The following is a 23,171-nucleotide window of genomic DNA, read 5'->3' as shown; positions in this document are numbered from 1 at the left end:
CTATTCTATGCCATATTCTTCGATCTTGTATTGTAAAGCCCGTCTGCTGATACCTAACACCTTAGACGTCTGCAGCTTATTTCCCCCTGTCTTTTGCAAAGCAGCGGCAATAGCGTCTTTTTCGAGAGATTTTACCATGGCCCGCAGGGTCTCCGGCTTTCCTTTTTGAGCGGAGAACTGGGATTTGGGGTCCGGGACTATTTCCAGGGGCAGGTCCTCCGCCAGGATAACCTGTCCGTTCCCCATCACAATCGCATGTTCCATAATATTTTCCAATTCCCGCACATTTCCCGGCCAATCATAATTCTGCAATACTTCAATAACCTCCCGGGAGATCTTTTTCGGCTGTTTCCCAAGCATAGCGCAGAATTTATCCCGGAAATAGGCGGCCAGCAAAGGAATATCTTCTTTCCTTTCCCGCAAGGGCGGGATAAAAACGGACACAACATTTAAGCGATAGAACAGATCCGCCCGAAAGGTTTTTTCCGCTATGCTTTTGCGCAAATTTTTGTTGCTGGCCGCGACCACCCGGACATCCACGACTAATTTTTCATTGCCGCCCACCCGTTCAAATTCACGCTCCTGCAGCACCCGGAGAAGCTTAACCTGCAGCGCCGGACTCATTTCTCCGATTTCATCCAGAAAGATGGTGCCGCCGTCGGCAAATTCGAATTTCCCGATTTTCCGGCTGTGAGCGCCTGTGAAGGCACCTCTTTCATGTCCGAAAAATTCGCTTTCCAGAATTCCTTCCGGAATTGCACCGCAATTTACGGTCACAAAAGGTTGGTTTTTGCGGTTACTGTATTGATGCAGGGTGCGGGCCACCAGCTCTTTGCCGGTACCGCTCTCTCCCTGGATTAAAACCGAGGAATTGCTCGCGCTCACCCGGCCAATCGTCTTCAACACTTCCTGCATGAGAGAACTGGAGCCGACAAAGGAATCCCTACGCAAATTGCTTGCCTGTTGGGGAGGGGCACTTTGGACATCATGCTCCAGCCGGGAGGAAAAGGCCTTTTCGACAGCGGTTTTTACTTCCGAAATATCAAACGGTTTAGTCAGGTAATCGAAGGCGCCCAGGCGCATAGTCTCTAAAGTCGTTTCTACCGTACTGAAGGCCGTCATCATAATAATGGGCAGGCCGGGATACTCGTTGCGCAGGGCTTTGAACGCTTCCATTCCGTCTAATTTAGGCATCCGGATATCCATAATCAGGAGGTCAAAGCTGCGGTTTTTGACTTTGTCCAAAACTTCTTCACCGTTCTTTACAGTGGTGACCGTGTAATTCATTTTGCTTAAGACCCGGCTTGTCAAATTGCGTACACTTTCTTCATCATCAGCAACCAGGATTGAGCCCTTGGACTCAGACATTCAGATCACTCCCTTGGCGAAGCGGTAAAATAAGTTTAAATTCTGTCCCTGCGTTAAGTCGGCTGTGGATTTCAATTTTTCCGCCGTGAAGTTCAATCAATTGATGGGCAATGGCCAAACCTAAGCCGGTGCCCTCCTCTTTGGTGGTAAAGAAAGGGTCAAACAGCTTATCGATAATAGCCTGGGAGATCCCCGGGCCGGAGTCAATGATCCTGATAACGGCCTGCTCCTCTTTCTGCTCGGTGACGATTCTGATCGTCCCTTGATCCTGAATGGCTTGCCCGGCGTTGATGAACAAATTGAGCAGGATTTGTTTGATTTGATCTTTATCAACTTCCGCCAAAACCTTCTCGCCGTACTCCTTCCGCAATTCAATCCGGTGCTTAAAAGCCGGCTTTGCGATTAAAACCAGAGTTTCTTCGATAATCTGGTTAAGATTGACGAGTTCAAAGCGACTGGCCGAAGGTCTGGCAAAATCCAGAAGTCCCTGAACAATCCGGTCAAGACGATTCACCTCTTTCACGATCACGGCGGTGTATTCCCGTCTCGGGTCATCAAGCTCCAACTCATCATCGAGAACCTGAGAATATCCTTTGACCGCCGTGAGCGGATTGCGGATTTCGTGAGCAATTCCCGCCGCTAATTCTCCCAGACCTGCAAGCCGGTTAGCGCGCAGGACCTGGGCCTCCAGGAGGCGCTTCTCCCGCAAATCAATGATGATGGCTAAGGCACCGACGGTCTCTTCCTCATCATGCAAGCTTGAGGTGGAGATCGCCACGGCAATGGAATTTCCATCAGGCCGGGAAATGATTTCTTCCTTCGTCATATCGGTGGGCTGCTTGGTTAAGGCAGCTGCCAGCGGGCGGACTAAAGCGGGAGGTAAACCAATCTCCTGATAATTTGCTCCCAGAGCCGTGCCCGGCGGAATACCGCTTAAGCTTGAAGCTGCAGGATTAAAGAGAATGATCTTGCCGAATTTATCGATGGTAATAATTCCGTTAGGACTGCACTCCAGCAGTGCGTCTCTATGACTGCGGGTCTCACGCAATTTCTCAGCCAGTTGATTAATTGAAGTGGCGATTTCCCCCATAATCCCCCGCTGCACGTCAATGGCCGTATTGGCGTCATGACTTAAATTATCCAGGCCTTGTTTGATTTTATTGACTGATCCGGACAGTTCACTCGTGAAAATTCCCGCGCCGGTTAAACTGACTACCGTTCCGATGATCACAATATAGACTATATTTTCCCGCAAGCGGGCTATCTCTATTTTCTCCAAGCTAAGTGGATACCCCGTTTTAAGGTTCTGGGCCTGTAAAGCCCTGTCCGCGGCTTCCATGGTGACTAAACTGGTTATAACAATGGGCGTCACGACAAGCAAGAAAACAGACAAGATCAGATTGGCGCGGAACTTCATCTAGGTAAGCCTCCATCTTTAGTCGTTGCACTATAATTCGCCTGTTACCCTTAGTTTTTTGAAAAGGCATACAATAAAGTGAGCTTGCAAACGATGACAAAGGAGCAGCTTTCCGCACACCCGTTCACTCAGCACGTTAAGGCTCGCCCAGACACTTGCGTAAAAGCTTCGCCAAACTTCCGGGATACCTGAAGTGAGCTAATGGCTTCATTTTCTCCTGCAAGCTTAGTAGGCCGAAGCGCCTTTCCATGCAATTCGTGCACTCCTGTGCGAGAAGCTGCTTTGGGGAAACCGTGAATTTTTCAGGATGTTTGCAAGAAATTCCTCTAAAACTTTTCCGCAAATTTTCTGCAAATTTATTTATAGCCCCTGGGGCACTTTTAAAATGCCCTTATAAACTCCGATATTGAGCTTTCCCTATCTCATAAAGATTGCTGCCATAACAATCAATGACCACGATCGCCGGGAAATCCTTGACGACCAGGCGCCGCACCGCCTCCGGTCCCAGCTCGGGATAGGCAATCACTTCGGCGGAAACAATGCACTTGGAGATAATGGCGCCCGCTCCGCCAATCGCGCCGAAGTAAACGGCGCCGTGTTTTTTCATTGCTTCGACGACCTCAACGGAACGCAGTCCCTTGCCGATCATGCCGGTTAGCCCCTGAGCGATGAGCGCAGGGGAATAGGCATCCATCCGCCCGCTGGTTGTCGGGCCGGCGGAGCCGATCACCTGACCTTCTTTGGCCGGTGTCGGTCCTACGAAATAGATAACTTGGTCCTTCAGCGGAAAGGGCAGGTCGGCGCCTTGGGCCAAAGCCTCGGTCATTTTCTTATGGGCCGCGTCGCGCCCGGTGTAGATGACGCCGCTGATTAAGACACTGTCCCCCGCTTTCAGCTTTCTGAGCTTTTCCTGGGTCAGGGGAGTTTCAATCCGTAAGGGTTCGCTCATCTGCTTATCCTCCCTTGCAAGACAATTTCTTTATGCCGGGTCGCATGGCAGCCAATGTTGACGGCAACGGGCATCCCGGCGATATGGGTGGGATAGACTTCCAGGTTGACGGCCAGGGCCGTCGTCACGCCGCCGAAGCCCTGGGGGCCAATGCCCAGACGGTTAATGCGCTGCAATAATTCCTCCTCGATCTTCGCCAGACGTTCTTCCGGGTTATGCCGGCCTACCTCTCGGAGCAAGCTCTTTTTGGCCAGCAAGGTCGCTTTTTCCATCGAGCCGCCGACACCCACGCCGACAATGATGGGCGGACAAGGATTGCCTCCCGCCCGGTCGACGGTGTCCACCACAAACTGCATAGCCCCTTCTAAACCCTCCGAAGGCTTGCACATTTTCAAGCCGCCCATGTTTTCACTGCCGAACCCTTTAGGAGCCACGATCAGGCGCAGGGAATCGCCCGGGACGATATCATAGTGAATAATTGCCGGGGTGTTATCCCCTGTATTCACCCGCTCAAAAGGATCGGCAACCACAGATTTGCGCAAATATCCTTTGGCATAGCCGCGGCGCACGCCTTCATTAATGGCCTCGCTTAAGTCGCCGCCGAGGATATGCAAGTCCTGACCCAGTTCCACAAAAATGATGGCCATCCCTGTGTCCTGGCACATGGGGACTCTCTCCCGCTCGGCAACCTGAGCATTCTCAATCAGCCGCCGCAGCACCTCGGCCCCTAAGGGTGAACGTTCTTCCTGCAAGGCTTTTTGAAAGCCCGTCATAATGTCTGAGCCAAGGTCGTAATTGGACTCTATACAAAGTGTTTCAACCGCCGCAATGATTTCCTCAACATTCATTTCTTTCATGCTTTTCCCCCCAATATTGTGTATTAATCCCGGTTTTCTTTTATTCTGGCTCCTTTCTTACTTAGCGCTGCATTTGAGAACTATGTCTCAAATTCTGCCCGCCATAACCCCTTATCCGATCTGCCGGCGCATTTATCTTTTTAAGCTATGATCATATCGGCTCAGCATAGAGTGTTACGGCTTTCTCTTTCTTTAAGGTAGCAAGAACCATGCCAATAAGTACAAAGACGGGAAATGGCTCAAAAGGCAGAACGACCGGGTTTTCAGAAGTATCCCCCGGAAATCCTGAGGACATTATTCTAATTTCTATATTTTATATTCAGAAAAGTAGAAAAGTCCGGCAGAGACAGACCGCCAGGCAGCCTTAGGATCAGGCCGGGTTATCCGTGGCAAAATAAATTTCTAATAATTAGATTTTAAGGTAGGAAACCGACTTAATATAGCGAATATTTTAAATAACATCTTTCTTAATAACATTTGTAGTCAAGTTTAAGAACCAGTATATCCATCTGAACGACAGAAACTCTTTGATATCAGCACTTAACCTAAACTAGAACTTAACCTGAACTAGCACTTAACCTGAACTAGCACTTAAGCCAAACTGCCAGACCAAGAGCATTTAACAACCGACAGGAGTGGAATCTATGGCTCTCAAAGTAAGAGTAGGCATCGTAGGCATGGGGCGGGGAGGAACGGCAGTCTATAAAACCCTGAGCAAAATTGACCATATCGAGATCATTGTGGTTTGTGACCGCAGCGACAAGAACCCCGGACTGGAAACAGCCAGGCAGGACGGTGTAGCGACCTGCCTGACTCTGGAGGCTTTTCTTAAAGTTCCGAATCTCGATGTGATTATTGAAGCAACCGGCAGTCCCAAGGTACAAGAAGAATTAGAGCGCAAGAAAGCAAAATCCAGCGCCTTAATTGAAGCCCAAGGCGCCAACCTGATGATGTATATCATTGAAGAAACCGAAAAGCTGGCCAACATCAAGCATCTCAAGGGAGAACTGGACGCGATTCTCAACTCGGTCCAGGAGGCCATTGAAGTCGCAGGGACTGACGGGAAAATTAAATATATCAACCCTTCTTTCAGCCGTGTGACTTCCATTCCTGCGAGCCAAAGAATCGGCAGCAATATTTTTGCGGCCTCGCCCGACGGCGCCTTGGCCAGAGCCTTGCGCACCCATGAACCCGTGTTCGCTCACAGGTCACAGGTTGGCGGCTCCAAGGTCGAAGTCATTTCCAATGCCTCCCCTATTATCGTTGAGGGGAAAATAGCAGGCGCGGTCGTGGTCTTCCAGCCGCTGACGGACATTTACAAGCTGATGGAACAGTTAAAAGCCTCCAATCAGGTGATTGACGACCTGCAAAGCCGCATCAATCAAATATCCACCAGTTCCTATACCTTTGATGATTTAATCGGCAGTCACCCGGAATTTAAAAGCGCCTTGAACTTGGCCCGCAAAGCCGCGCAAAGCAGCTCAACCGTCCTTATAAGCGGGGAATCCGGCACGGGAAAAGAACTGTTTGCCCATGCCATCCACAGTGCCAGTTCGCGCTTTGACAAGCCTTTCATTAAAGTGAACTGCGCGGCAATTCCCGAGACCTTACTGGAAAGTGAATTTTTCGGGCATGAAAAAGGCACCTTTACCGGAGCCTTAAAAACCAAACTGGGGAAAATGGACCTGGCCAACGGAGGAACTATTTTCCTGGACGAAATCGGGGATATGAACCCCTATTTGCAGGCCAAGCTTCTGCGCGTTTTGCAGGAGATGGAATTCGAACGGGTTGGGGGAACGAAAACGATTAAAGTGGATGTCCGGGTCATTGCCGCAACCAACCGCAATTTACCGGCCATGACCAAACAGGGGGATTTTCGCGAGGATCTTTATTACCGGCTCAATGTCATCGAACTGCGCTTGCCGCCGCTGCGCAGCCACAAAGAAGATATTCCCGCCCATGTCCATTCCCTCATCGGCAAGTTTAACCGCAAGTTCGGCAAACACGTCGTGAGTCTGACCAGTCAGGCCGAAGAGTTGCTGCTGAAGTATAACTGGCCCGGCAACATCCGCGAACTGCAAAACGTCATGGAACGCGCCATGCTTACCTCTGATGAAGAATTAATCAGTCATCAAGCCATTCTTAATCTCTTTGATTCCCCCTCTCCCCTTCCTCAGGACCACGGGATCGGGGAATTAATGCCCCTTGAGGACATGGAAAAACAAATGATCCGCTTGGCCTTAGACCGCTTCGGCGACTCTGCCGCGGGAAAGAAGCAAGCTGCCAAGGCCTTGAAGATATCTCTGGCGACTCTCTATAATAAGCTGAAGACTATGACCTGACCCGCAGTAGCCTATGGCAGCCGACCTTGTCCGGCTGGCCCCTGTCCAACCCAACCCTTGTCTTCTCTCTGATTCTATTATTTAGAATTTTCCTTGCTAAATTCTAAATAATAGAATCTTTTTGTGTTTAAATTTTGATTAATGTGAATTTATTTTATCCTTTTCGCAAATCCCAACCGGATGTTTCAGCGGCTGAACCTCAAGGCAGATCAGGCTTTGCCCAACCTCCGGGATAAATATTTTTAAATACGCTCAAATCATCCCAAGTTGGCACACAGCTTGCTACTTACTTTCCCGCATGCGCTATATCACAACTTGAGAGGAGAGGATCAGGGATTTATGAGTACACCGCAAAAGCCTTATCATTTCTTAATTCGCAGAGTCCATTCTTTATTAGGGTTAGTGCCCATCGGTCTGTTTTTAATCTTTCACATGTTCCTTAATCTTTCCGCCCGCGGGGGGCCGGAGATGTATGACAAGGTCATCGGCACCATGCGCAACTTTCCCGGGATTATTATCGTTGAACTGGTGGTCATCTTTATTCCCATTTTCCTGCACGCTGTTTATGGCATCTGGGTGGTTTACACCGGGCAAGGCAATGCCCTGAACTACAAGTATGCCAGAAACTGGTTTTACCTCATCCAACGCATTTCCGGCATTTATACGGTTATCTTTATTATCGCTCACGTTTGTCTTCTGCGTTTTGGCGAGGCCAGTTTCGCGGCAATCCATCAGTTCTTAAGCAATCCCCTGGGACTGATCTTCTACGCCCTGGGCGTCCTGCTGGCCATCTTTCATTTCGTCAACGGCTTATGGGCCTTTGCCATCACCTGGGGAATTACGATTGGACCACATTCCCAAAAAGTGCTGTCTTATGTTTTGGCGGCAGTCTTTATCATTATATCCGTAGTTGGCTTAACAGATCTTTCGGCTTTCCTATAAAAGAATTTTGTCCATTCTGAAAAGGTTATCCGTCTGAAGGCGTATTCACTCTGAAGAGATATTCAGTTTGCACAAATCCTTAATGTTCATCGTCTTATTAAATTTTTAGGAGGGTCAGAGATGAGCAAAGTCATCGTAGTAGGCGGCGGCCTTGCCGGGCTGATGGCAACGATCAAAATGGCTGAAGCCGGTACGCACGTCGACTTATTTTCATTAGTGCCCGTTAAACGGTCCCACTCGGTCTGTGCTCAGGGGGGGATTAACGGAGCGGTTAATACCAAAGGAGAAGGAGACTCCACCTGGCTGCATTTCGACGATTCGGTCTACGGCGGGGATTTTCTCGCCAACCAGCCGCCGGTGAAAGGCATGTGTGACGCGGCGCCGGCAATCATTCACATGATGGACCGCATGGGCGTCATGTTCAGCCGCACTCCGGAAGGACTGCTGGATTTTCGCCGTTTCGGCGGAACTAAGTTTCACCGCACCGCCTTTGCCGGGGCCACTACCGGTCAGCAGCTGCTTTACGCTCTGGACGAGCAGGTCCGGCGTTACGAGTCTGAAGGTCTGGTGCAGAAATATGAACAGTGGGAATTGCTCTCGGCGGTCATCGACGCCGGCGTCTGCCGGGGGATTGTCGCTCAGAACTTACGGGATATGAGCATCCGGGCCTTTGCTGCTGACGCCGTCATTGTGGCCACCGGCGGGGCGGGCGCCATCTTCGGCAAAAGCACAAATTCCACCATTTGCACCGGCAACGCTGCGGGAGCCTTGTATCAGCAAGGCGTGCATTATGCCAACGGCGAATTTATTCAGATCCACCCTACCGCCATTCCGGGAGACGACAAGCTGAGGCTGATGTCGGAATCGGCCCGGGGTGAAGGCGGCCGGATTTGGACCTACAAAGACGGACAGCCCTGGTATTTTCTTGAGGAAATGTATCCGGACTACGGCAACCTGGTTCCCCGCGATATTGCCACCCGCGCTATTTATGACGTGGTCCTCAACCAAGGTCTGGGCATAAACGGTGAAAACATGGTTTACCTCGATCTCTCCCATATCGATCCGGACATTTTGCAGGTAAAACTGGGCGGAATTCTGGAGATTTATGAGAAGTTCGTGGGAGATGATCCCAAGAAAGTTCCCATGAGGATTTTCCCGGCCGTCCACTATTCCATGGGCGGACTGTGGGTTGATTACGACCAGATGACGAACATTCCCGGGCTTTTTGCCGCCGGAGAATGTGAGTACCAATACCACGGCGCCAACCGCCTGGGCGCCAACTCCCTGCTTTCCGCCATCTACGGCGGCATGGTCGCCGGGCCTAAAGTTATGGAGTACATCAAGAAAAATAAGATTCAAACCCCCAAGGGCAACGAAGCGGCCTTCTTAAGTGAAACGAAACTTCAGGCTGACAAATGGGCGGAGGTCATGGCCCTGAAAGGTCCGGAAAACCCCTACCTCATCCATAAAGAATTAGGGGACATTATGACCCTGAACGTGACCGTTGTGCGCTACAACGACAAACTGGCGGAAACCGACCGTGTACTGCAGAATCTCTTGCAGCGCTGGCACAAGATCGGACGAAGCGATAATCTCGAATGGGGAACTCAGGAAGGAACCTTCATCCGTCAGCTGCGCAATATGCTGGAGCTGGCCCGGGTGATCACCTTAGGAGCCTTAAAGCGCAACGAAAGCCGGGGCGCGCATTATAAACCCGAATACCCCGAGCGCGATGACGCCAATTTCTTAAAGACAACCATAGCCCGCTGGACACCCGACGGCCCGGAACTCAGTTACGAGGATGTTGATGTCTCCCTGATTCCGCCGCGTCCGCGTCATTATTAGAAAAGTAGGAGGCGAAGAAAAGAATGGTCCAGCAAAAAACAATCCATTTTAGAATCCGCCGTCAGGACGGACCGGGCAAACCGAGCCGTTGGGAAGAATTTGATGTTCCCTACCGGGAAAAATTAAATGTCATTTCCTGTTTAATGGAGATTCAGAAAAATCCCGTCACCTCCTCCGGCCAAAAGACGACACCTGTGGTCTGGGAATGCAACTGTCTGGAAGAAGTTTGCGGAGCTTGCACCATGATCATCAACGGCAAAGCACAACAAGCCTGCTCCGCCCTGATCGACCATTTGGAGCAACCCGTTGTCCTGGAGCCGCTGACCAAATTCCCCCTGGTGCGGGACCTCATGGTCGACCGGCAGATCATGTTTGACAATCTGAAAAAAGTCCACGCCTGGATTCCCATTGACGGGACATATAACCTGGGTCCGGGACCGCGAATGGCTGAAGTCAAGCGTCAGTGGGCTTATGAACTGTCCAAGTGCATGACCTGCGGCTGTTGTATGGAAGCCTGCCCACAAGTGAATTCACGCTCCAAATTTATCGGACCGGCGCCCATATCCCAAGTCCGTCTCTTTAATGCCCACCCTACCGGAGAAATGAACAAACACGAACGCTTAGCCCCCTTGCTGGATGAAGGCGGCATCGCGGATTGCGGCAATGCCCAGAACTGTGTGCGCGCCTGCCCGAAAAATATACCCCTGACCACGAGCCTGGCGGATTTGAACCGGGAAGTCAACAAATTCGCTCTCAGCCGTTGGCTGCGAAAATAGAGAAATTACCGAAGGGAGTTTGATTTAAATGGGAACCTTAAGAGAAGATGCTTTAGAGCTTCATCGCAGCAATGCGGGAAAACTGGAAGTGCGCAGCAAAGTACCTGTCCGGGACAGCCGGGACTTATCCCTGGCCTATTCCCCGGGAGTTGCCGAACCTTGCCTGGATATCGCCAAAGACAATAACCTGGCTTATACCTATACCAACAAAGGCAATTTTGTCGCCGTTGTCTCCAACGGCACGGCAGTCCTCGGCCTGGGAAACATTGGAGCTCAAGCCTCCATGCCCGTCATGGAAGGGAAATCCGTCCTCTTTAAGACCTTTGCCGGAGTCGATGCTTTCCCGATCTGCCTGAACACTGAAGACATCGACAAAATTGTGGAGACGGTAAAGCTCCTGGAACCGACCTTTGGCGGCATCAATCTGGAGGACATCAGCGCACCGGCCTGCTTCGAGATTGAAGAGCGGCTGAAAAAAGAAATGAATATCCCCGTTTTCCATGATGACCAGCACGGCACGGCAATCGTCGTCATGGCCGGACTGATTAATGCCCTTAAAGTAACCGGCAAACGCCTGGATAACATTCGCGTCGTCACCAATGGCGCCGGCGCCGCCGGTGTGGCTATCATTAAATTGCTCCTGAGTATGGGCGTCAAGGACGTGATTATGTGCGATACCAAGGGAACCCTTTATCAAGGGCGCCCCGTCGGGATGAATAAATCCAAAGACGCCATTGCCGCAATAACCAATCAGCGGCGGCTGGCGGGCACCCTGGCCGATGCTTTGGTCGGCGCTGATGTCTTCATCGGTGTTTCGGCCGCCAATACCGTAACCCCCGAGATGGTTAAAGCGATGAATGCCGACCCCATCATCTTTGCCATGGCCAACCCGGTTCCGGAAATCATGCCCGAGCTGGCTAAGGAAGCCGGAGCCAAGGTTGTGGGAACCGGACGTTCCGATTATCCCAACCAAGTCAACAACGTCTCGGCTTTCCCCGGCATTTTCCGGGGCGCTCTGGATGTTCAGGCCACGCAAATTAATGAGGAAATGAAAATCGCCGCTGCCTATGCCATTGCCGGCCTGGTCAGCGACGCGGAGCTCAGCACTGAGTACGTCATCCCCAAAGCCTTCGATCCCCGCGTCGCCCCCGCCGTGGCGGCAGCCGTGGCTAAAGCCGCCATGGACAGCGGTGTGGCCCGGATAACCGTTGACCCGGAGGAAATTTCCCGGAAAGTACGGGCTATCCGCCCGGAGTAGTCTTCCCGGAATAGTCTTAGCGAACCCTTCCGGCACGCCCTTTGTCAGACCTGTTGGAACTTGAAATTGCTTGATGCTCTAAAGCCGCCGGCAGCCTTCGGTCCAAAACCGAAAACTGCCGGCGGCTTTCATTCATTACCCTATCCCGAAATTTCATCGCCCTATCCCGGAAATCACACTGCCAAATCTGCTAGAAATGCTCCCCCCAATCAGGAGGAACGCTCCACGTTCTTCAGCTTAGTGTCTATAATACTTTTAAATTCCTCCTTTTGGCGGCTGTCGCTGAAAGCACGGACCGGAATAATGTAAGCCGCTGCTGCCCCTACGTAAATAAACATATAATCCCGGTTCTCAGCAATTCGTTCTACTCCTCCCCAGGTGGTTTTCAGGGAATTATTCTCTGTATTGGCTGTAATCCCCTCCTCCGTAAGAGTTAATTCGCAGTTTCCCACAAAACCAATGGTTTTCCCATCCTCAATCATCTTCTCCATTTTCTTCCTGACCACTGCCTTAAAACCTCTCTTGAAGAAGGTCATGACTAATACCAATAAGACAGTAAAATAAATATACCCTACCGGGCGGGCTTGACCACGCATTGCCAAAAAGGCCACCCCGATAACCATTGTGGCTAAAAAAAACCGCGAGATTAATAGGGATTTTCTCAGTTGTACGGAGTTGTCCAGGTGAAAAAGATTAAACTCTAAGTAATCCTGATTAGAAATGTTAAATTCCAGATTCAAACCTCTTTCACCCCCCTTTACTCATTCCCTGAAAAGCTATTTTCTTCGGAAGGTCCAATATTGCTCTTTCTTTACTTTCTTTATTGAATTTCCACCCGCGCAGTTTCCAGCCATTTATCCAGGGCGCTTTTGCCAAACACATAAGTGTTGCCGCTTATTTTTATACAGGGTATTTCTGAACCCGGATCATCAGCAAGTTTGATTAAACTTTCCTTAGAAATACCTAAATACGAAGCTGCACTATCCAAGTCATAAACAGTCTTGCCATCCGCCGCGGGATTATGGGCTATGTTGCTCCCTATATAATTTAAACTTTGGGCCGTACCGGATAACCCCGCACTGACATATTCCCCATTCCTTTTCATACCGCCGGCAATGATCAAAGCGCTAATAAGCAAAGAAATTGCCAAACAGAAAATAGAAACCGGCAGCGCCTTCTCTTTGAACATCACAACCCCTCCCTTTCGTTCATCACTATACATAGTTCTAATCCGCCGGAGCATGCTGCTGCCAAGCTTCTAATAGCCTCTTGTACAGCTGAGCAGTGTCCTCGGCTTTTTCAGTATTCACGATCCGCAATCCAGACTTGGCGTCGATGAAAATGAAAGGAGGCTTTTGCGTATCGATAAATAATTTTGCCTGCCCGATTCCCTTCAGATTAAAATAGCCCTTCATTTTGCTGCCTAAACCTGAACCATTAGTTTTAAGCAGGATTTCCGGGATCTGCTCCTTCAGAGTTATGCCCTCGACATCGGAAAGTTTAATTGTTTCTCCGTATTGGCCGCTGATTTTCAAGGTGCCGGCCTGAATGAAATATTCCGCCGGTTTATTGCTGAAATAAAGGAGTGTGCCGACGACGCCTAAAATTAATATTGTGCTAAGAGTAACTAACCCTCGGGTCAAGTTGCTGCTGGCTTTTCCTGAACCATCCGGTTTTCCGCTATTGCCGTTTATTGCCACTGTGGGACATTTGCTGAGGATTAGGTTAATAAACCCTTCCTGATCCCGGGGAGAAATTAGCGCGTCATTCCCTTCTTTGTAGCTTATTTTCAGCCTATCCAAAGAAAGAGCCGGTGAAGATCTCGGATTTCTCGTCCTCTCGATTGCCGTTATTCTTTCCAAAGGAATGGTCAGGCGAATCGGGCCGGACTTAATTTTTAACTCATCGTCAGTCACTCGGTATCCTGTATCAAACCAAATCCAGGCCGGAAGCCCCACAATTAGCACTAAGAAGCATAGATTAATTGGAACAAACTGACCTTGGCTTAAGGATTTTCCGCTTATATAAATTACACAAACAATAGGAATCCACATTAGTAGGCCCAGCCAGGTGTCTCGTTTGGATGAAAAATACATGTTCCTCCCTCCAGGCATCTTAGATTTTTTGTCCTCCATGAGCCACATTAAAATTTGGCAGCGTCAAGCTATTCTTTTCAGTCTGCAAGAAGAATCTTTTTGGTCACTTTAATACAAGTTCAATTTTCCAACTGATCTCGCAACCCGCGAATTCCGTACAAATACTTTGACTTTGGCAAAGGTACCTGGTTCAATTTCTTATTTAGTTCAAGCTGATAAAAATCTTCATCCTTGAAGTAAGCGTTAGTTGCCAGGAAAACCATATCATTCATCTGACCAAGTATACTGCGGTCATAAGTCTTGGTATAAATAACCTTCTGGATATTTTCCAGATAACCACTAACAACTTTTGGCTTAAGCCCTTCAGCCAAAAAATTATTTTCAATGGCCAGGACAACTGTCCTGCCAAAATCAAGGAAATGCTCTTTCTTTAAACCATATAAAATAATGCAATACCGTGTCTTATTATTCATTAAAATACAGCACTTGCGTCTTCTATAGATAAATTTGTTGGCATGCCATTCATAAAGTGGATCACCATGGAATGACAGAACATCCAGGCTTACCTTAAGCTCATCCACTAATTTTTTAGTACACTCTAATATGAGCATCTTCGCACTCCTCTTAACCTTTGCAAACTGATTTTCCTGCCAATTTCCTCTTTACTTGATCGTGACACTTGTTTTCAACAGGGATATTTCTTGCAATTTCGGCCTTTCAAAAGGTTTCACATCCAAGCGGAATTCGAGTCCTGAAACATCATCCGGCAATGTTGGTGTAACGACAAAAGCATGCTGAATCCCTTTAGCATGTCCACTACCATGGCTGGACCGGCACTGATACTCCGGGGAAATAAACAGTTCAAAATTAGCGTGTCGAAGCTGAACGAAGGGGTCAGGGGCATTCAATTCGGCTTCGACATAGACCACGCTGGCGTTGCTGTATTGTTTCAGATGCGTGACAGAATAGGTCATATTCTCAATTGTTACCGCTTTTAATACCGGAACAAACTTTAAAAAACCAACGGGTTCGACAGGCGGCTGAAAACGTTCTTCACCAAGCATATAAACGGCAAAGATTCTTCGCAGCCAATCTTCCTCCAGCCCAAACGTCTGACTCCAGGCCGAGATCAAATCAAGGCCGGGAAAGCCGGGATTGTTATTAGAAATCTCTTTACGTTTGGCAAGTAAGGTGCAAATCTGCTCATCCACCTGGGCCAACTCCCGGCAATAATAATCAGTGGGTGGGGAAAAGGGCATTCTCATCAAGGTAATAACCTCCTTATTTTACAGGTATCCAAACATGGTTTTTCAGTAAATTTTTCACAACTGGGTTTATATTTTAGTTACGCTCATTATTGTGTAATTATATAACATATCGAGAAGTTTTCTTAAACTAATATGTCGATTTTTGTAATGGAAAAGTTATTTATCCAACCTTTTAGTATTGTTTCATGCATAATTATACCGTTTTTACGCCAAAAAGCCCATTCACTCGAAATGAACAGACTTTTTCAGTGCCCTGATAAATACTGGGTTTCATGAAAATAAAAAGATTCCATAATCACACAAAATTACCACGAAGAAGAGTAATTTTGACTTTACCCATTAAAAAGACGGTCCATTAAAGCTATGGGCAACTCAATTACCCCATATGTGGACCTGTTATTAAAAGAGGCTTTTTAAATATTCCCAATGGAAGATTAATCAGAAAGATACTGTGCCATCCGGCAAAATGAAACATAGTTATCGTTGCAGAAAACGCACAGATTGCCGAACCCACTGTGAAGAAAGCGATGTCTAAAAGCCAGATACGTTTGCGTCCAAAACAGTCGCCAAGCACACCGCCTGTCAACATGATCGCTTAAGGATAAACTACTCTGTCAAATCATTCGTTATAAATAAGCCCCTCTTCAAAGCTGCCCATTTGTGTTGCAAAGCCGTTTAAAAACTCCTGAAGAAACAGTTTGTTTTCTTCTGTAGCATTTTTTAATAGCCCATCCATTAAAGAATCAAGTTTTTCATGAAACTTCATATGATTGGCATCTGCTTTCTTCCCTTTGGGCGTCAGGGTAACCACTAATTTCGATGTATTTCTGCTGTCCTCCGTCTTTTCTATTAACCCTTTTTTTTGCAGCTTCATAAGAATTTGAGAAACGGCACCCTTTGTAACTCCCAGTTTTTCAGCCAGTCCAGTAATATGGATACCCTCATTCTCTCTTATGACACCGAGCATATTAATTTCCGAAGGAAAAATAGGTACATCGGTTCCATAATGACGAGTTTTCTTTTCCATCTCGTTAAATTCACCGATAACCCCTAAGAGGCTATAACTTATTTTGTTCTCACGCTTAAAATAATTATAAATCATCATGATTTCATGATATAGCAGCTATACGCTACTGTCAAGAAGTGGGCAACGTTGAATTTGGCGAAGAGATTGTGTCAAAAAATCCGCAAATAAGTTTTTAATCTTAAAAAAACTTACAGAACTTTATGATCATCTTTCGCGAGTCGTCCGGCTCATAACACTCATAAAGAAGTTATAGTAATTCACTTTGGAACTTCTTTGCTACAAAAGAAACAGCATCTACGGATTACAGATGCTGTTTCAAGTTTATGGTTTTAAAGATTTTCCACAATCTGAATTTTAAAGCCGTTGGGGTCCAGCAAAAAGAAAAACTTTACATTAGGGTTGGGCTGAAACGGACCGCTATGGATTGCCAAGCCTTTTTCTTTTACCAGCGCCATTACCTTGTCGAGGGAATCGACTTCAAATCCCCAGGAAATATCCTCACCAACCTTGATTTCATCGCTGGACCCATTACATATCAGTTCGATCTCCGTGCCTCCGTCCTCTATCCCCAAAAAGGCAATTTCCATATTCGGGCCGGCAGAAAATCTGCGCCTTATTTCAAGCCCCAAGATCTCCTGATAAAACTTTAGCGATTCTTCCAGATTTTTCACCTTTAATGTACTCCAGCAAAATTTCATAGACAAATCCCTCCAATATTATGGATTGCCGTTTAAAGTATCTTAATCACAGTATATAGCAGCTATACGCTCGACGTCAAGAGGCTCCAGTCATTTTATGATACGAGAAGATTCGCAGCATATTTTCAATCTCCTCACTGTAGTGACCGCCGCCCATCTTTTCGTCACCATTTTTTAGGGTTATTACAGCAGAAACCTGTCCGCCCGGCTTTAAAATGCGAAACCATTCTTTGGCAATTTCAACCGGAGTAAGCAATGTCACTTATTCTTCAAATCTATTTTAAACAAACACTCGATAGAAATATTTTACAATATACATTTATTTATTTTCGCAACCTATTTACCCGCGTTTCCCAAATAACATATAAAGGCCTAGCGCCAAAAGTGCCGAAACACTTGCCTTGATATATGTAACTATATATAGTACTATGCGTGTAGGGGATGAAATAGTTGAGCAAGCTTAAAAAGTTACTTGAGAGAATCAAAAATAACCCTCGACAAGTACGATTCGAGGAATTAGATAAGATACTGCTACATTACGGATTTTCAAAGAGGCAACCCTCAGGTGGATCAAGCCACTATACATACAAACTTGGGGAATCTAGATTAACTGTACCGTTCAAAAAGCCCCATATTGGTGAAGCCTACGTTGAATTGGCACTTAATGCTTTAAAAGGAGTGATAGACGATGAACAAGACGCTTGATTATTATATGGGTTTACCGTATAGCATAACGCTTCATCCATCTCCAGAAGGTGGCTATGCTGTAGCAATTCCAGAACTGCCTGGCTGCATCACACAGGCCGATACCGCTGAAGAAGCACTGACCATGATCGAGGATGCTAAGAAATGCTGGTTGGAGTCTTGTATTGAGGATGGTATCGAAATTCCGGAACCAACTAAAGATGACTACTCTGGAAGATTTAATGTAAGGGTCCCAAAGAGTCTCCATAGGTATTTATCCGAACTCGCCGAAAAGGAAAATATAAGTCTTAATCAATTAATCCTTTATCATCTTTCGAGGAGTGCCGGATTTAAAGGTTAGTGAATTAGAGCGAGGGGCTGTCTCAAAATAGAAATTTATTTCTATTGAGGGTCGGTCCCTTTAAACATACAAAAGCATTTACGACAGGCTAATTTACATAGTCTTCTTCACTCCTTCGCTCCTATGAGTAACTCTGAACCCGCAGCTGTCAACTTTAAACCACGTTTATCGCGGATAAATAGTTGTGTACCTAAATAGTCTTCCAAATCGGCAATTTGTCTACTTAAAGCCGGTTGTGCCAGGTAGAGATGTTTGGCCGCTTCAGTGAAGTTTAAATACTTTGCCGTAGCGATAAAATATCTCAATTGTTTGATGTCCATCTAATCGCATCCTTTTAATTATTTCCTATAAACGAGAAAAATAGCTTCCGTTCTTTTAGCAAAAATAAATAAAGACAATGTGCTTCCCTCCCTGGTATAAAATAAGTCTACCACAACCAGTCCATCCCAAGGAGGAAGCAAAATGTCTCATAGCGCTATCCTGCCCAAAAACAAAGCCTGTTCAATTTCCTTAAACGCCAGCGATTGTCGTTATATTTTTTCCAAACCTGTTTACGACCTATAAGTCTAATTTCTTATTGGTAAATATTTGTTACGAAAATTGCTCCTTTATAGCAATTAATTTAAGCAACAACCCTCATTGCTCACGAAAGAAACGACGAACCAATCCCCGAAATTATCTCTTGATTTATCTTTCCACATTAGCGCTTCATTTCCTTCGATTATTTCTGCAATAAGCCAAGAAAAATAAGGCAGCGTGGCTTAAAATGCGGCTACCTTCATAATCTTACGCTTCATTTTCACCTATGAGCTTGGCCTGAGGAACCTCTGTCACACCGACCAGCCGCCGGCTTGGGCTTGAATGGTCCACAGCTTATGATAGAGCCCCTCCCTGCTCATCAACTCGTCGTGCGTGCCTTGCTCCGCGACTCTGCCCTCCTCCATGACCACAATGTTGTCTGCGTTTCTGATAGTTTTCAGCCTATGGGCAATGACAATCACAGTCCAGCCTGTGATCAGTTCTCCGATTGCCTTCTGCACCTCCAGCTCATTTTCCGGATCAAGGGAGGCGGTGGCTTCGTCCAAAAGCACAACGGGAGCGTTTTTCAGAATAGCCCGCGCTATGGAAATACGCTGCTTTTCCCCGCCGGAAAGCGTGCAGCCGCCTTCCCCCACCATTGTCTCCAAGCCTTTAGGCAGTGCCATGATAAAATCTAAGCAGCAGGCCTTCTTGGCGGCGGCCATGATTTCTGCCTCGCTGGCATTTTCCTTGCCAAAGCGGATATTGTTGCCGATCGTGTCCTGAAACAGGTAGACGTCCTGGAAAACCATAGATAGTTTCTGCATCAGCTTTTCAGGATCAAGCACCGCCTCGTCCAGGCCTCCAAAGGTAACCCTGCCCCAGCTGGGATCATAAAATCGGGCGCAGAGTTTCAAAACCGTACTCTTGCCGCTGCCGGAAGGGCCGACCAGAGCCGTCAGCGTCCCCTGCTTCATGCTGAGAGAGACATCATGCAGCACCTCTTTGTCGCCATAAGCGAAAAAGACATTTTGGAAAACAATATCCGTGTTGTCGCCGGGAATTTGGGCGCCGCTCATTTCCGGTTCCTTCATCAGGTTCAGGATACGTTCCCCCGCCCGCTCATCGTAACGGAGCTCGGCAAATTTCATGAGGGCAGAAGTCAAGGGGTCATACACCCGGGAGCCTATCACCAGGAACATGACGAAAGTAAGCAGGTCCAGGCTGCCGCCGACGAGGAGATAAGCGCCTGTCAGCACCATCAAAGTAAGCCCGGCGCGAATCAAGGTAATGGTCAGAAGCATAACCGGACCCGAAAGGGCCTCGTAGCGAATGCTCTCCTTCATCTGTTTGCGGAAGGAGGATTCCAGACGTTCAAACTTTTCCCCTACCATGTTATAAGCCTTCATGACCCGAATACCTAACAAATACTCCTGAAGGCGGTTGCCCGCATCAAGTTTGAATTTCATCTGCCGGTCGGCCATACGCTGATTGGTCTTGGTGTTGAGCCAGAGAATTCCGACGGCCACAGGCAAAGCGATAAACATGGCGACGGACATCCGCCAGTCAATAAACAGCAGAGAAACAAAGGCCAGCACAGGCATGACCAAGGCTCCAAACAATTGCGGAACAATATGGGATACTCCGGTCTCAACCAGAGTAAAATCTCCCATCAACATATTGGCCAGATCTCCGGGATCACGGCCGGTTATATAACCCAGCGGCAGCTTGCGCAGATGCTCGCCCAGACTTGCTCTGCCGGCCGCGGAAATATCATAGGCATCCCGGTAGCTGTGACGGTAAGCCGGCTTTTCCGCCCAGAACATAACAAGCATATAAGCGAACAGGACAGCGCTGATCGCCCATAGCCTGCCGCTGTCCAGCCCTTTGTCCGGGTAAGCAAAGGAATGGAAAATAATTTTTACCGTTTCAATGGACAGCATAAAAGGTACGATGTTGACAAGGTTGGAAAGAATGGTAAAAGCGATAGGCTTGATTAATTTTTTCGGCTGTCCCACCGTAATATTTTGCAAGATGCTCATCCTTTGACACCTCCGATGCTTAAGGTCCAGTCATAGGCGCTGGTGTAAGCGTTCCACATCCGTTGGTAAAGCCCCTCTCTGGCGGTCAGTTCCTCATGGGTGCCAACCTGCTTCATTTTTCCTTTTTCCAAAACAATGATCTGATCGGCATTTTTAATAGAAGCTAAGCGGTGGGCAATCATGATCACCGTTTTGTCTTTGATCAGTTCTTTTAAGGCCAGCTGCATCTTATATTCATTTTCCGGATCGGCAAAGGCAGTTGCTTCGTCCAGGACAAGAATAGGGGCATTTTTTAAAATAGCCCTAGCAACCGAAACCCGCTGCTCCTCGCCGCCGGAAAGGAATACCCCGCCCTCTCCGATCAGGGTATTATAGCCGTCGGGCAAACTTTGGATAAACTCATGGCACTGTGCCGCCTTGGCCGCCCTGTAGACCTGTTCCGCCGTGGCTTGAGGATTGCCTACTTTAATATTTTCCAAGAGGGTGTCATAAAACAAAAACGTATCCTGAAAAACAAAGGAAACGGTGTTCAGCAAATCTTCCGTGGCCATATCTTTAATGTTCACACCGCCGATTAGAATTTCCCCCGCAGTGACATCCCAAAAGCGGGGAATCAGGTTGGCCACGGTGGACTTTCCCCCTCCGGAGGGTCCGACAAGGGCGGTAATTTGGCCGGCTTTGGCCGTGAAGCTGATATTGGACAAAGCGTCTACTCTGCTGGCCTCGGCCTTGTTTTCATAGGCAAAGCTGACCTGTTTAAAGCTAACATCGTAGCCGGCAGGCTTTTGCGGAGAAAGGGCTTCTTTTATGGGTTCCTCGCTGTAGATATGATCGAGACGGCTGACCCCTTCCAATATTTCCTTGGTTCCGGAAGCGAGCATGGTAAACTTGTAAAGCGGAGCCGAAGCCCCCGGAACCATGATAATAAAGAAGAGATAAACAAGGGCAAAGGCCATATTGCCGGGGTCCCGGCTAAGCATCAGCAGGCCGGCCGGCAGAATAAAGGTCAAAAAGGAATTCAGGACGACTGTAAAAATCGCCATGCCGTTTTCGAACCTGTCACAATAATTAACCGCCCAATCCCGGTATGCATATAAATCATCGTTGAAGCGCTTAAAGGAATGAACCGTCTGACCGAAGATTTTTACAACCGGAATTCCCCGCACGTACTGTATGGCGGCTGCGTGAATCCGCTCCAGAGAATCAAAATAAGCTTTCATCGTCTCCTGGGACCCTTTCCCAAACATCATGGAGGCCTGCATGCCTATACTTAAGACAAAGGCAGCGGCCACAATAAGGGCCAGCCAGCCGTTTAAGCTGAAAAATATGGCAAACATGACGACAACCGTAGTCGCGGCATTGACCAGATCCGGGATCGTATGGGCCACGAACAGCTCCACCCTGTCAACATCCTGTTCCAGGTTCTTTTTCACCGTACCCGTTGCCGTACGGTTTAAGAAACCCAGGGGCAATTTGCCGATATGTCTTGCCAGCCCCATTTTTATCCCGTACAAAATCCGAAAGGCCGCGACGTGAGAAAAGATAATTGAGGCATAGAGGAACAGTAAACCTCCAATAAGCCCCCCTAAGGCCAGCCAGCCCCAATGGATCATAAACCCGCTGTTGACGCCGGACAAATGGCCCGCGTTTTTCAACAGTTCCCCCAGGATTTGATACACGGACAAAAAGGGCAGTAACATGCAGGCGGCACTAATGGCCGACAAGAGAGAGGATATGATCAGCAAGCTTTTTTCCCCGCCGGCAATAGCCAGCAGGCGCGGCAATCCCAACTTATTCTTTTGGCCTTTCTCCATACAAAAGCTCCTTTCCATAATGTTTTCTCTAAAGAAGACTTGATTCCAGGCGGAGTTTTAACTCCATCTGAAGCTTAGTCGCCCTTATCCAGGGACTTAGCCGATCTTAACTCACCGCTTGCCGAGGCAGGAGTCTTAGAGCGGATTAGTCAGCGGCTAAAACTAATAGGGATCGGTTAGTTATGACTAACCGATCCCTATTATAAGATATGCAGTTTGCTTTCTCTACTCCATGCGGCTGAGTTTCGCTCCAATCGGACAGCAACCTATTTCCCAATTACTGATTGTTGGCAGATTATTACCGGCCCCCAGTCCTCTAACCTCTCCCTTACTCTCTTTCCGAATTGAGGTCATAGAGACAAACGGTGTTTATTGCGGTACTCTAAAGGCGACACTCCCATAATTTCTCTGAAGGCGGAAGCGAATTTACTGGAATTAGCATATCCGACTTTAGACGCAATGACGGAGACCGTATCGCTACTCTGTCTCAGCAAAGCCGCGGCCGCCTGCAGGCGATAAGCGCGTCTGAAAGCATAAATGGACGTCCCATAAACACCTTTAAAGCAGAGTTTCATAGCCGTAAGCGAAATGCCAAAGCGAAGAGCCAGCTCAGCCAGAGTTTCCTGGCACTCCAAGTTGCCGGTCAGATGCTCCTTGATAGCCTTGACAATTTCCACCTGCCGTTTCTGGAAATAGGGCCGCTGTTCCCGATTGTCCGCCGCATCGACAATGCTGAGAAACACTAACAGCTCCAAGACCCTTAATTTGCAATAAACCCGTTTTATGTTATCCGGAATTCTGTAAAGCTCAGAAAAAATATGCTCCACAGAATCCTTGGAGCGCATGATGAAGCAGCGGTTGTCGGCGCAAAGCTTGTCGCGCAGTCCGTAAAGATCAATAGAAACGTC

General features: G+C 47.9%; 24 protein-coding genes. 7 read left to right on the top strand and 17 right to left on the bottom strand.

Features of this window, described 5'->3' with window-relative positions; genetic code table 11:
• The 5 genes from REC12_RS22920 to REC12_RS22900 all read right to left on the bottom strand — a co-directional run bounded on the left by REC12_RS22920 (position 1) and on the right by REC12_RS22900 (position 4,886).
• Positions 1 to 1,368: a sigma-54-dependent transcriptional regulator gene (locus REC12_RS22920; RefSeq protein ID WP_308898271.1), complete on the bottom strand. Its 1,368-nt coding sequence runs from the start codon at positions 1,366 to 1,368 to the stop codon at positions 1 to 3.
• Entirely contained in the window at positions 1,361 to 2,785 is a 1,425-nt protein-coding gene (locus REC12_RS22915) for an ATP-binding protein (RefSeq protein WP_308898269.1), read from the bottom strand. The genes REC12_RS22920 and REC12_RS22915 overlap by 8 nt, the downstream gene beginning before the upstream one ends.
• A gap of 391 nt (positions 2,786 to 3,176) precedes the next feature.
• Positions 3,177 to 3,734, bottom strand: coding sequence for a Fe-S-containing hydro-lyase (locus tag REC12_RS22910; protein WP_308898267.1), 558 nt, complete (start codon positions 3,732 to 3,734; stop codon positions 3,177 to 3,179).
• Positions 3,731 to 4,591 (bottom strand): fumarate hydratase, encoded by an 861-nt coding sequence (locus REC12_RS22905; RefSeq protein WP_308898265.1) that lies wholly within the window; start codon positions 4,589 to 4,591, stop codon positions 3,731 to 3,733. The genes REC12_RS22910 and REC12_RS22905 overlap by 4 nt, the downstream gene beginning before the upstream one ends.
• Positions 4,592 to 4,742: 151 nt before the next feature.
• Positions 4,743 to 4,886 (bottom strand): hypothetical protein, encoded by a 144-nt coding sequence (locus REC12_RS22900; protein WP_308898263.1) that lies wholly within the window; start codon positions 4,884 to 4,886, stop codon positions 4,743 to 4,745.
• 349 nt (positions 4,887 to 5,235) lie between these two features.
• On the opposite strand from REC12_RS22900, the gene REC12_RS22895 reads away from it, so the two are divergent.
• The 5 genes from REC12_RS22895 to ystJ all read left to right on the top strand — a co-directional run bounded on the left by REC12_RS22895 (position 5,236) and on the right by ystJ (position 11,754).
• Complete coding sequence (locus REC12_RS22895) at positions 5,236 to 6,933, top strand: sigma 54-interacting transcriptional regulator (RefSeq protein WP_308898262.1); 1,698 nt, start codon at positions 5,236 to 5,238, stop codon at positions 6,931 to 6,933.
• 339 nt (positions 6,934 to 7,272) lie between these two features.
• Positions 7,273 to 7,875, top strand: coding sequence for a succinate dehydrogenase cytochrome b558 subunit (locus tag REC12_RS22890; RefSeq protein WP_308898260.1), 603 nt, complete (start codon positions 7,273 to 7,275; stop codon positions 7,873 to 7,875).
• Positions 7,876 to 7,995: 120 nt separating this feature from the next.
• A complete protein-coding gene (gene sdhA / locus REC12_RS22885) occupies positions 7,996 to 9,720 on the top strand; it encodes a succinate dehydrogenase flavoprotein subunit (RefSeq protein ID WP_308898259.1) in 1,725 nt (574 codons plus the stop codon).
• A 23-nt stretch (positions 9,721 to 9,743) separates the two neighbouring features.
• On the top strand, positions 9,744 to 10,496 hold the full coding sequence (gene sdhB, locus REC12_RS22880; protein WP_308898258.1) for a succinate dehydrogenase iron-sulfur subunit: 753 nt from the start codon (positions 9,744 to 9,746) through the stop codon (positions 10,494 to 10,496).
• Positions 10,497 to 10,524: 28 nt separating this feature from the next.
• Positions 10,525 to 11,754 (top strand): NADP-dependent malic enzyme, encoded by a 1,230-nt coding sequence (ystJ, locus tag REC12_RS22875; protein ID WP_308898257.1) that lies wholly within the window; start codon positions 10,525 to 10,527, stop codon positions 11,752 to 11,754.
• Between the two features lie 209 nt (positions 11,755 to 11,963).
• Here ystJ and REC12_RS22870 read toward each other — a convergent pair whose 3' ends face one another.
• The 8 genes from REC12_RS22870 to REC12_RS22835 all read right to left on the bottom strand — a co-directional run bounded on the left by REC12_RS22870 (position 11,964) and on the right by REC12_RS22835 (position 17,105).
• Entirely contained in the window at positions 11,964 to 12,494 is a 531-nt protein-coding gene (locus REC12_RS22870; protein WP_308898256.1) for a YcxB family protein, read from the bottom strand.
• A gap of 80 nt (positions 12,495 to 12,574) precedes the next feature.
• Positions 12,575 to 12,943 carry a helix-turn-helix domain-containing protein gene (locus tag REC12_RS22865; protein WP_308898253.1) on the bottom strand — a complete coding sequence of 123 codons (369 nt, stop codon included), beginning with the start codon at positions 12,941 to 12,943 and terminating at the stop codon, positions 12,575 to 12,577.
• A 37-nt stretch (positions 12,944 to 12,980) separates the two neighbouring features.
• The gene (locus REC12_RS22860) at positions 12,981 to 13,850 is read right to left on the bottom strand and encodes a PH domain-containing protein (RefSeq protein ID WP_308898252.1); all 870 of its coding nucleotides are present in this window, start codon (positions 13,848 to 13,850) and stop codon (positions 12,981 to 12,983) included.
• A 119-nt stretch (positions 13,851 to 13,969) separates the two neighbouring features.
• Positions 13,970 to 14,461: a DUF6933 domain-containing protein gene (locus REC12_RS22855; RefSeq protein ID WP_308898250.1), complete on the bottom strand. Its 492-nt coding sequence runs from the start codon at positions 14,459 to 14,461 to the stop codon at positions 13,970 to 13,972.
• A 51-nt stretch (positions 14,462 to 14,512) separates the two neighbouring features.
• On the bottom strand, positions 14,513 to 15,115 hold the full coding sequence (locus REC12_RS22850) for a hypothetical protein (RefSeq protein WP_308898634.1): 603 nt from the start codon (positions 15,113 to 15,115) through the stop codon (positions 14,513 to 14,515).
• Positions 15,116 to 15,737: 622 nt separating this feature from the next.
• Positions 15,738 to 16,145, bottom strand: coding sequence for a MarR family winged helix-turn-helix transcriptional regulator (locus tag REC12_RS22845; protein WP_308898248.1), 408 nt, complete (start codon positions 16,143 to 16,145; stop codon positions 15,738 to 15,740).
• A gap of 329 nt (positions 16,146 to 16,474) precedes the next feature.
• Positions 16,475 to 16,843 carry a VOC family protein gene (locus REC12_RS22840; RefSeq protein ID WP_308898246.1) on the bottom strand — a complete coding sequence of 123 codons (369 nt, stop codon included), beginning with the start codon at positions 16,841 to 16,843 and terminating at the stop codon, positions 16,475 to 16,477.
• A gap of 76 nt (positions 16,844 to 16,919) precedes the next feature.
• Entirely contained in the window at positions 16,920 to 17,105 is a 186-nt protein-coding gene (locus tag REC12_RS22835) for a hypothetical protein (RefSeq protein WP_308898244.1), read from the bottom strand.
• Positions 17,106 to 17,293: 188 nt separating this feature from the next.
• Here REC12_RS22835 and REC12_RS22830 point away from each other — a divergent pair, with 188 nt between their 5' ends.
• Positions 17,294 to 17,548: a toxin HicA gene (locus REC12_RS22830; protein WP_308898243.1), complete on the top strand. Its 255-nt coding sequence runs from the start codon at positions 17,294 to 17,296 to the stop codon at positions 17,546 to 17,548.
• Positions 17,532 to 17,888, top strand: a complete 357-nt coding sequence (locus REC12_RS22825; RefSeq protein WP_308898241.1) for a type II toxin-antitoxin system HicB family antitoxin — start codon at positions 17,532 to 17,534, stop codon at positions 17,886 to 17,888. The genes REC12_RS22830 and REC12_RS22825 overlap by 17 nt, the downstream gene beginning before the upstream one ends.
• 107 nt (positions 17,889 to 17,995) lie before the next feature.
• On the opposite strand, the gene REC12_RS22820 is transcribed toward REC12_RS22825, so the two are convergent.
• From REC12_RS22820 to REC12_RS22805, 4 genes are all read right to left on the bottom strand, one after another.
• Positions 17,996 to 18,208, bottom strand: coding sequence for a LysR family transcriptional regulator (locus REC12_RS22820; RefSeq protein WP_308898239.1), 213 nt, complete (start codon positions 18,206 to 18,208; stop codon positions 17,996 to 17,998).
• A gap of 510 nt (positions 18,209 to 18,718) precedes the next feature.
• Complete coding sequence (locus tag REC12_RS22815; RefSeq protein ID WP_308898237.1) at positions 18,719 to 20,449, bottom strand: ABC transporter ATP-binding protein; 1,731 nt, start codon at positions 20,447 to 20,449, stop codon at positions 18,719 to 18,721.
• The gene (locus tag REC12_RS22810; RefSeq protein ID WP_308898236.1) at positions 20,446 to 22,263 is read right to left on the bottom strand and encodes an ABC transporter ATP-binding protein; all 1,818 of its coding nucleotides are present in this window, start codon (positions 22,261 to 22,263) and stop codon (positions 20,446 to 20,448) included. Before REC12_RS22810 ends, REC12_RS22815 begins: the two co-directional genes overlap by 4 nt.
• Positions 22,264 to 22,613: 350 nt before the next feature.
• Positions 22,614 to 23,171 (bottom strand): helix-turn-helix domain-containing protein (locus REC12_RS22805; RefSeq protein ID WP_308898234.1); only part of this gene is annotated, 558 nt, incomplete at its 5' end.

This window comes from Candidatus Desulfosporosinus nitrosoreducens, assembly GCF_030954495.1.
Classification (GTDB): Bacteria; Bacillota; Desulfitobacteriia; order Desulfitobacteriales; family Desulfitobacteriaceae; genus Desulfosporosinus; species Desulfosporosinus nitrosoreducens.
Note: the sequence above shows the minus strand (reverse complement) of the source record. Positions and strands in the feature narration are given on the sequence as shown.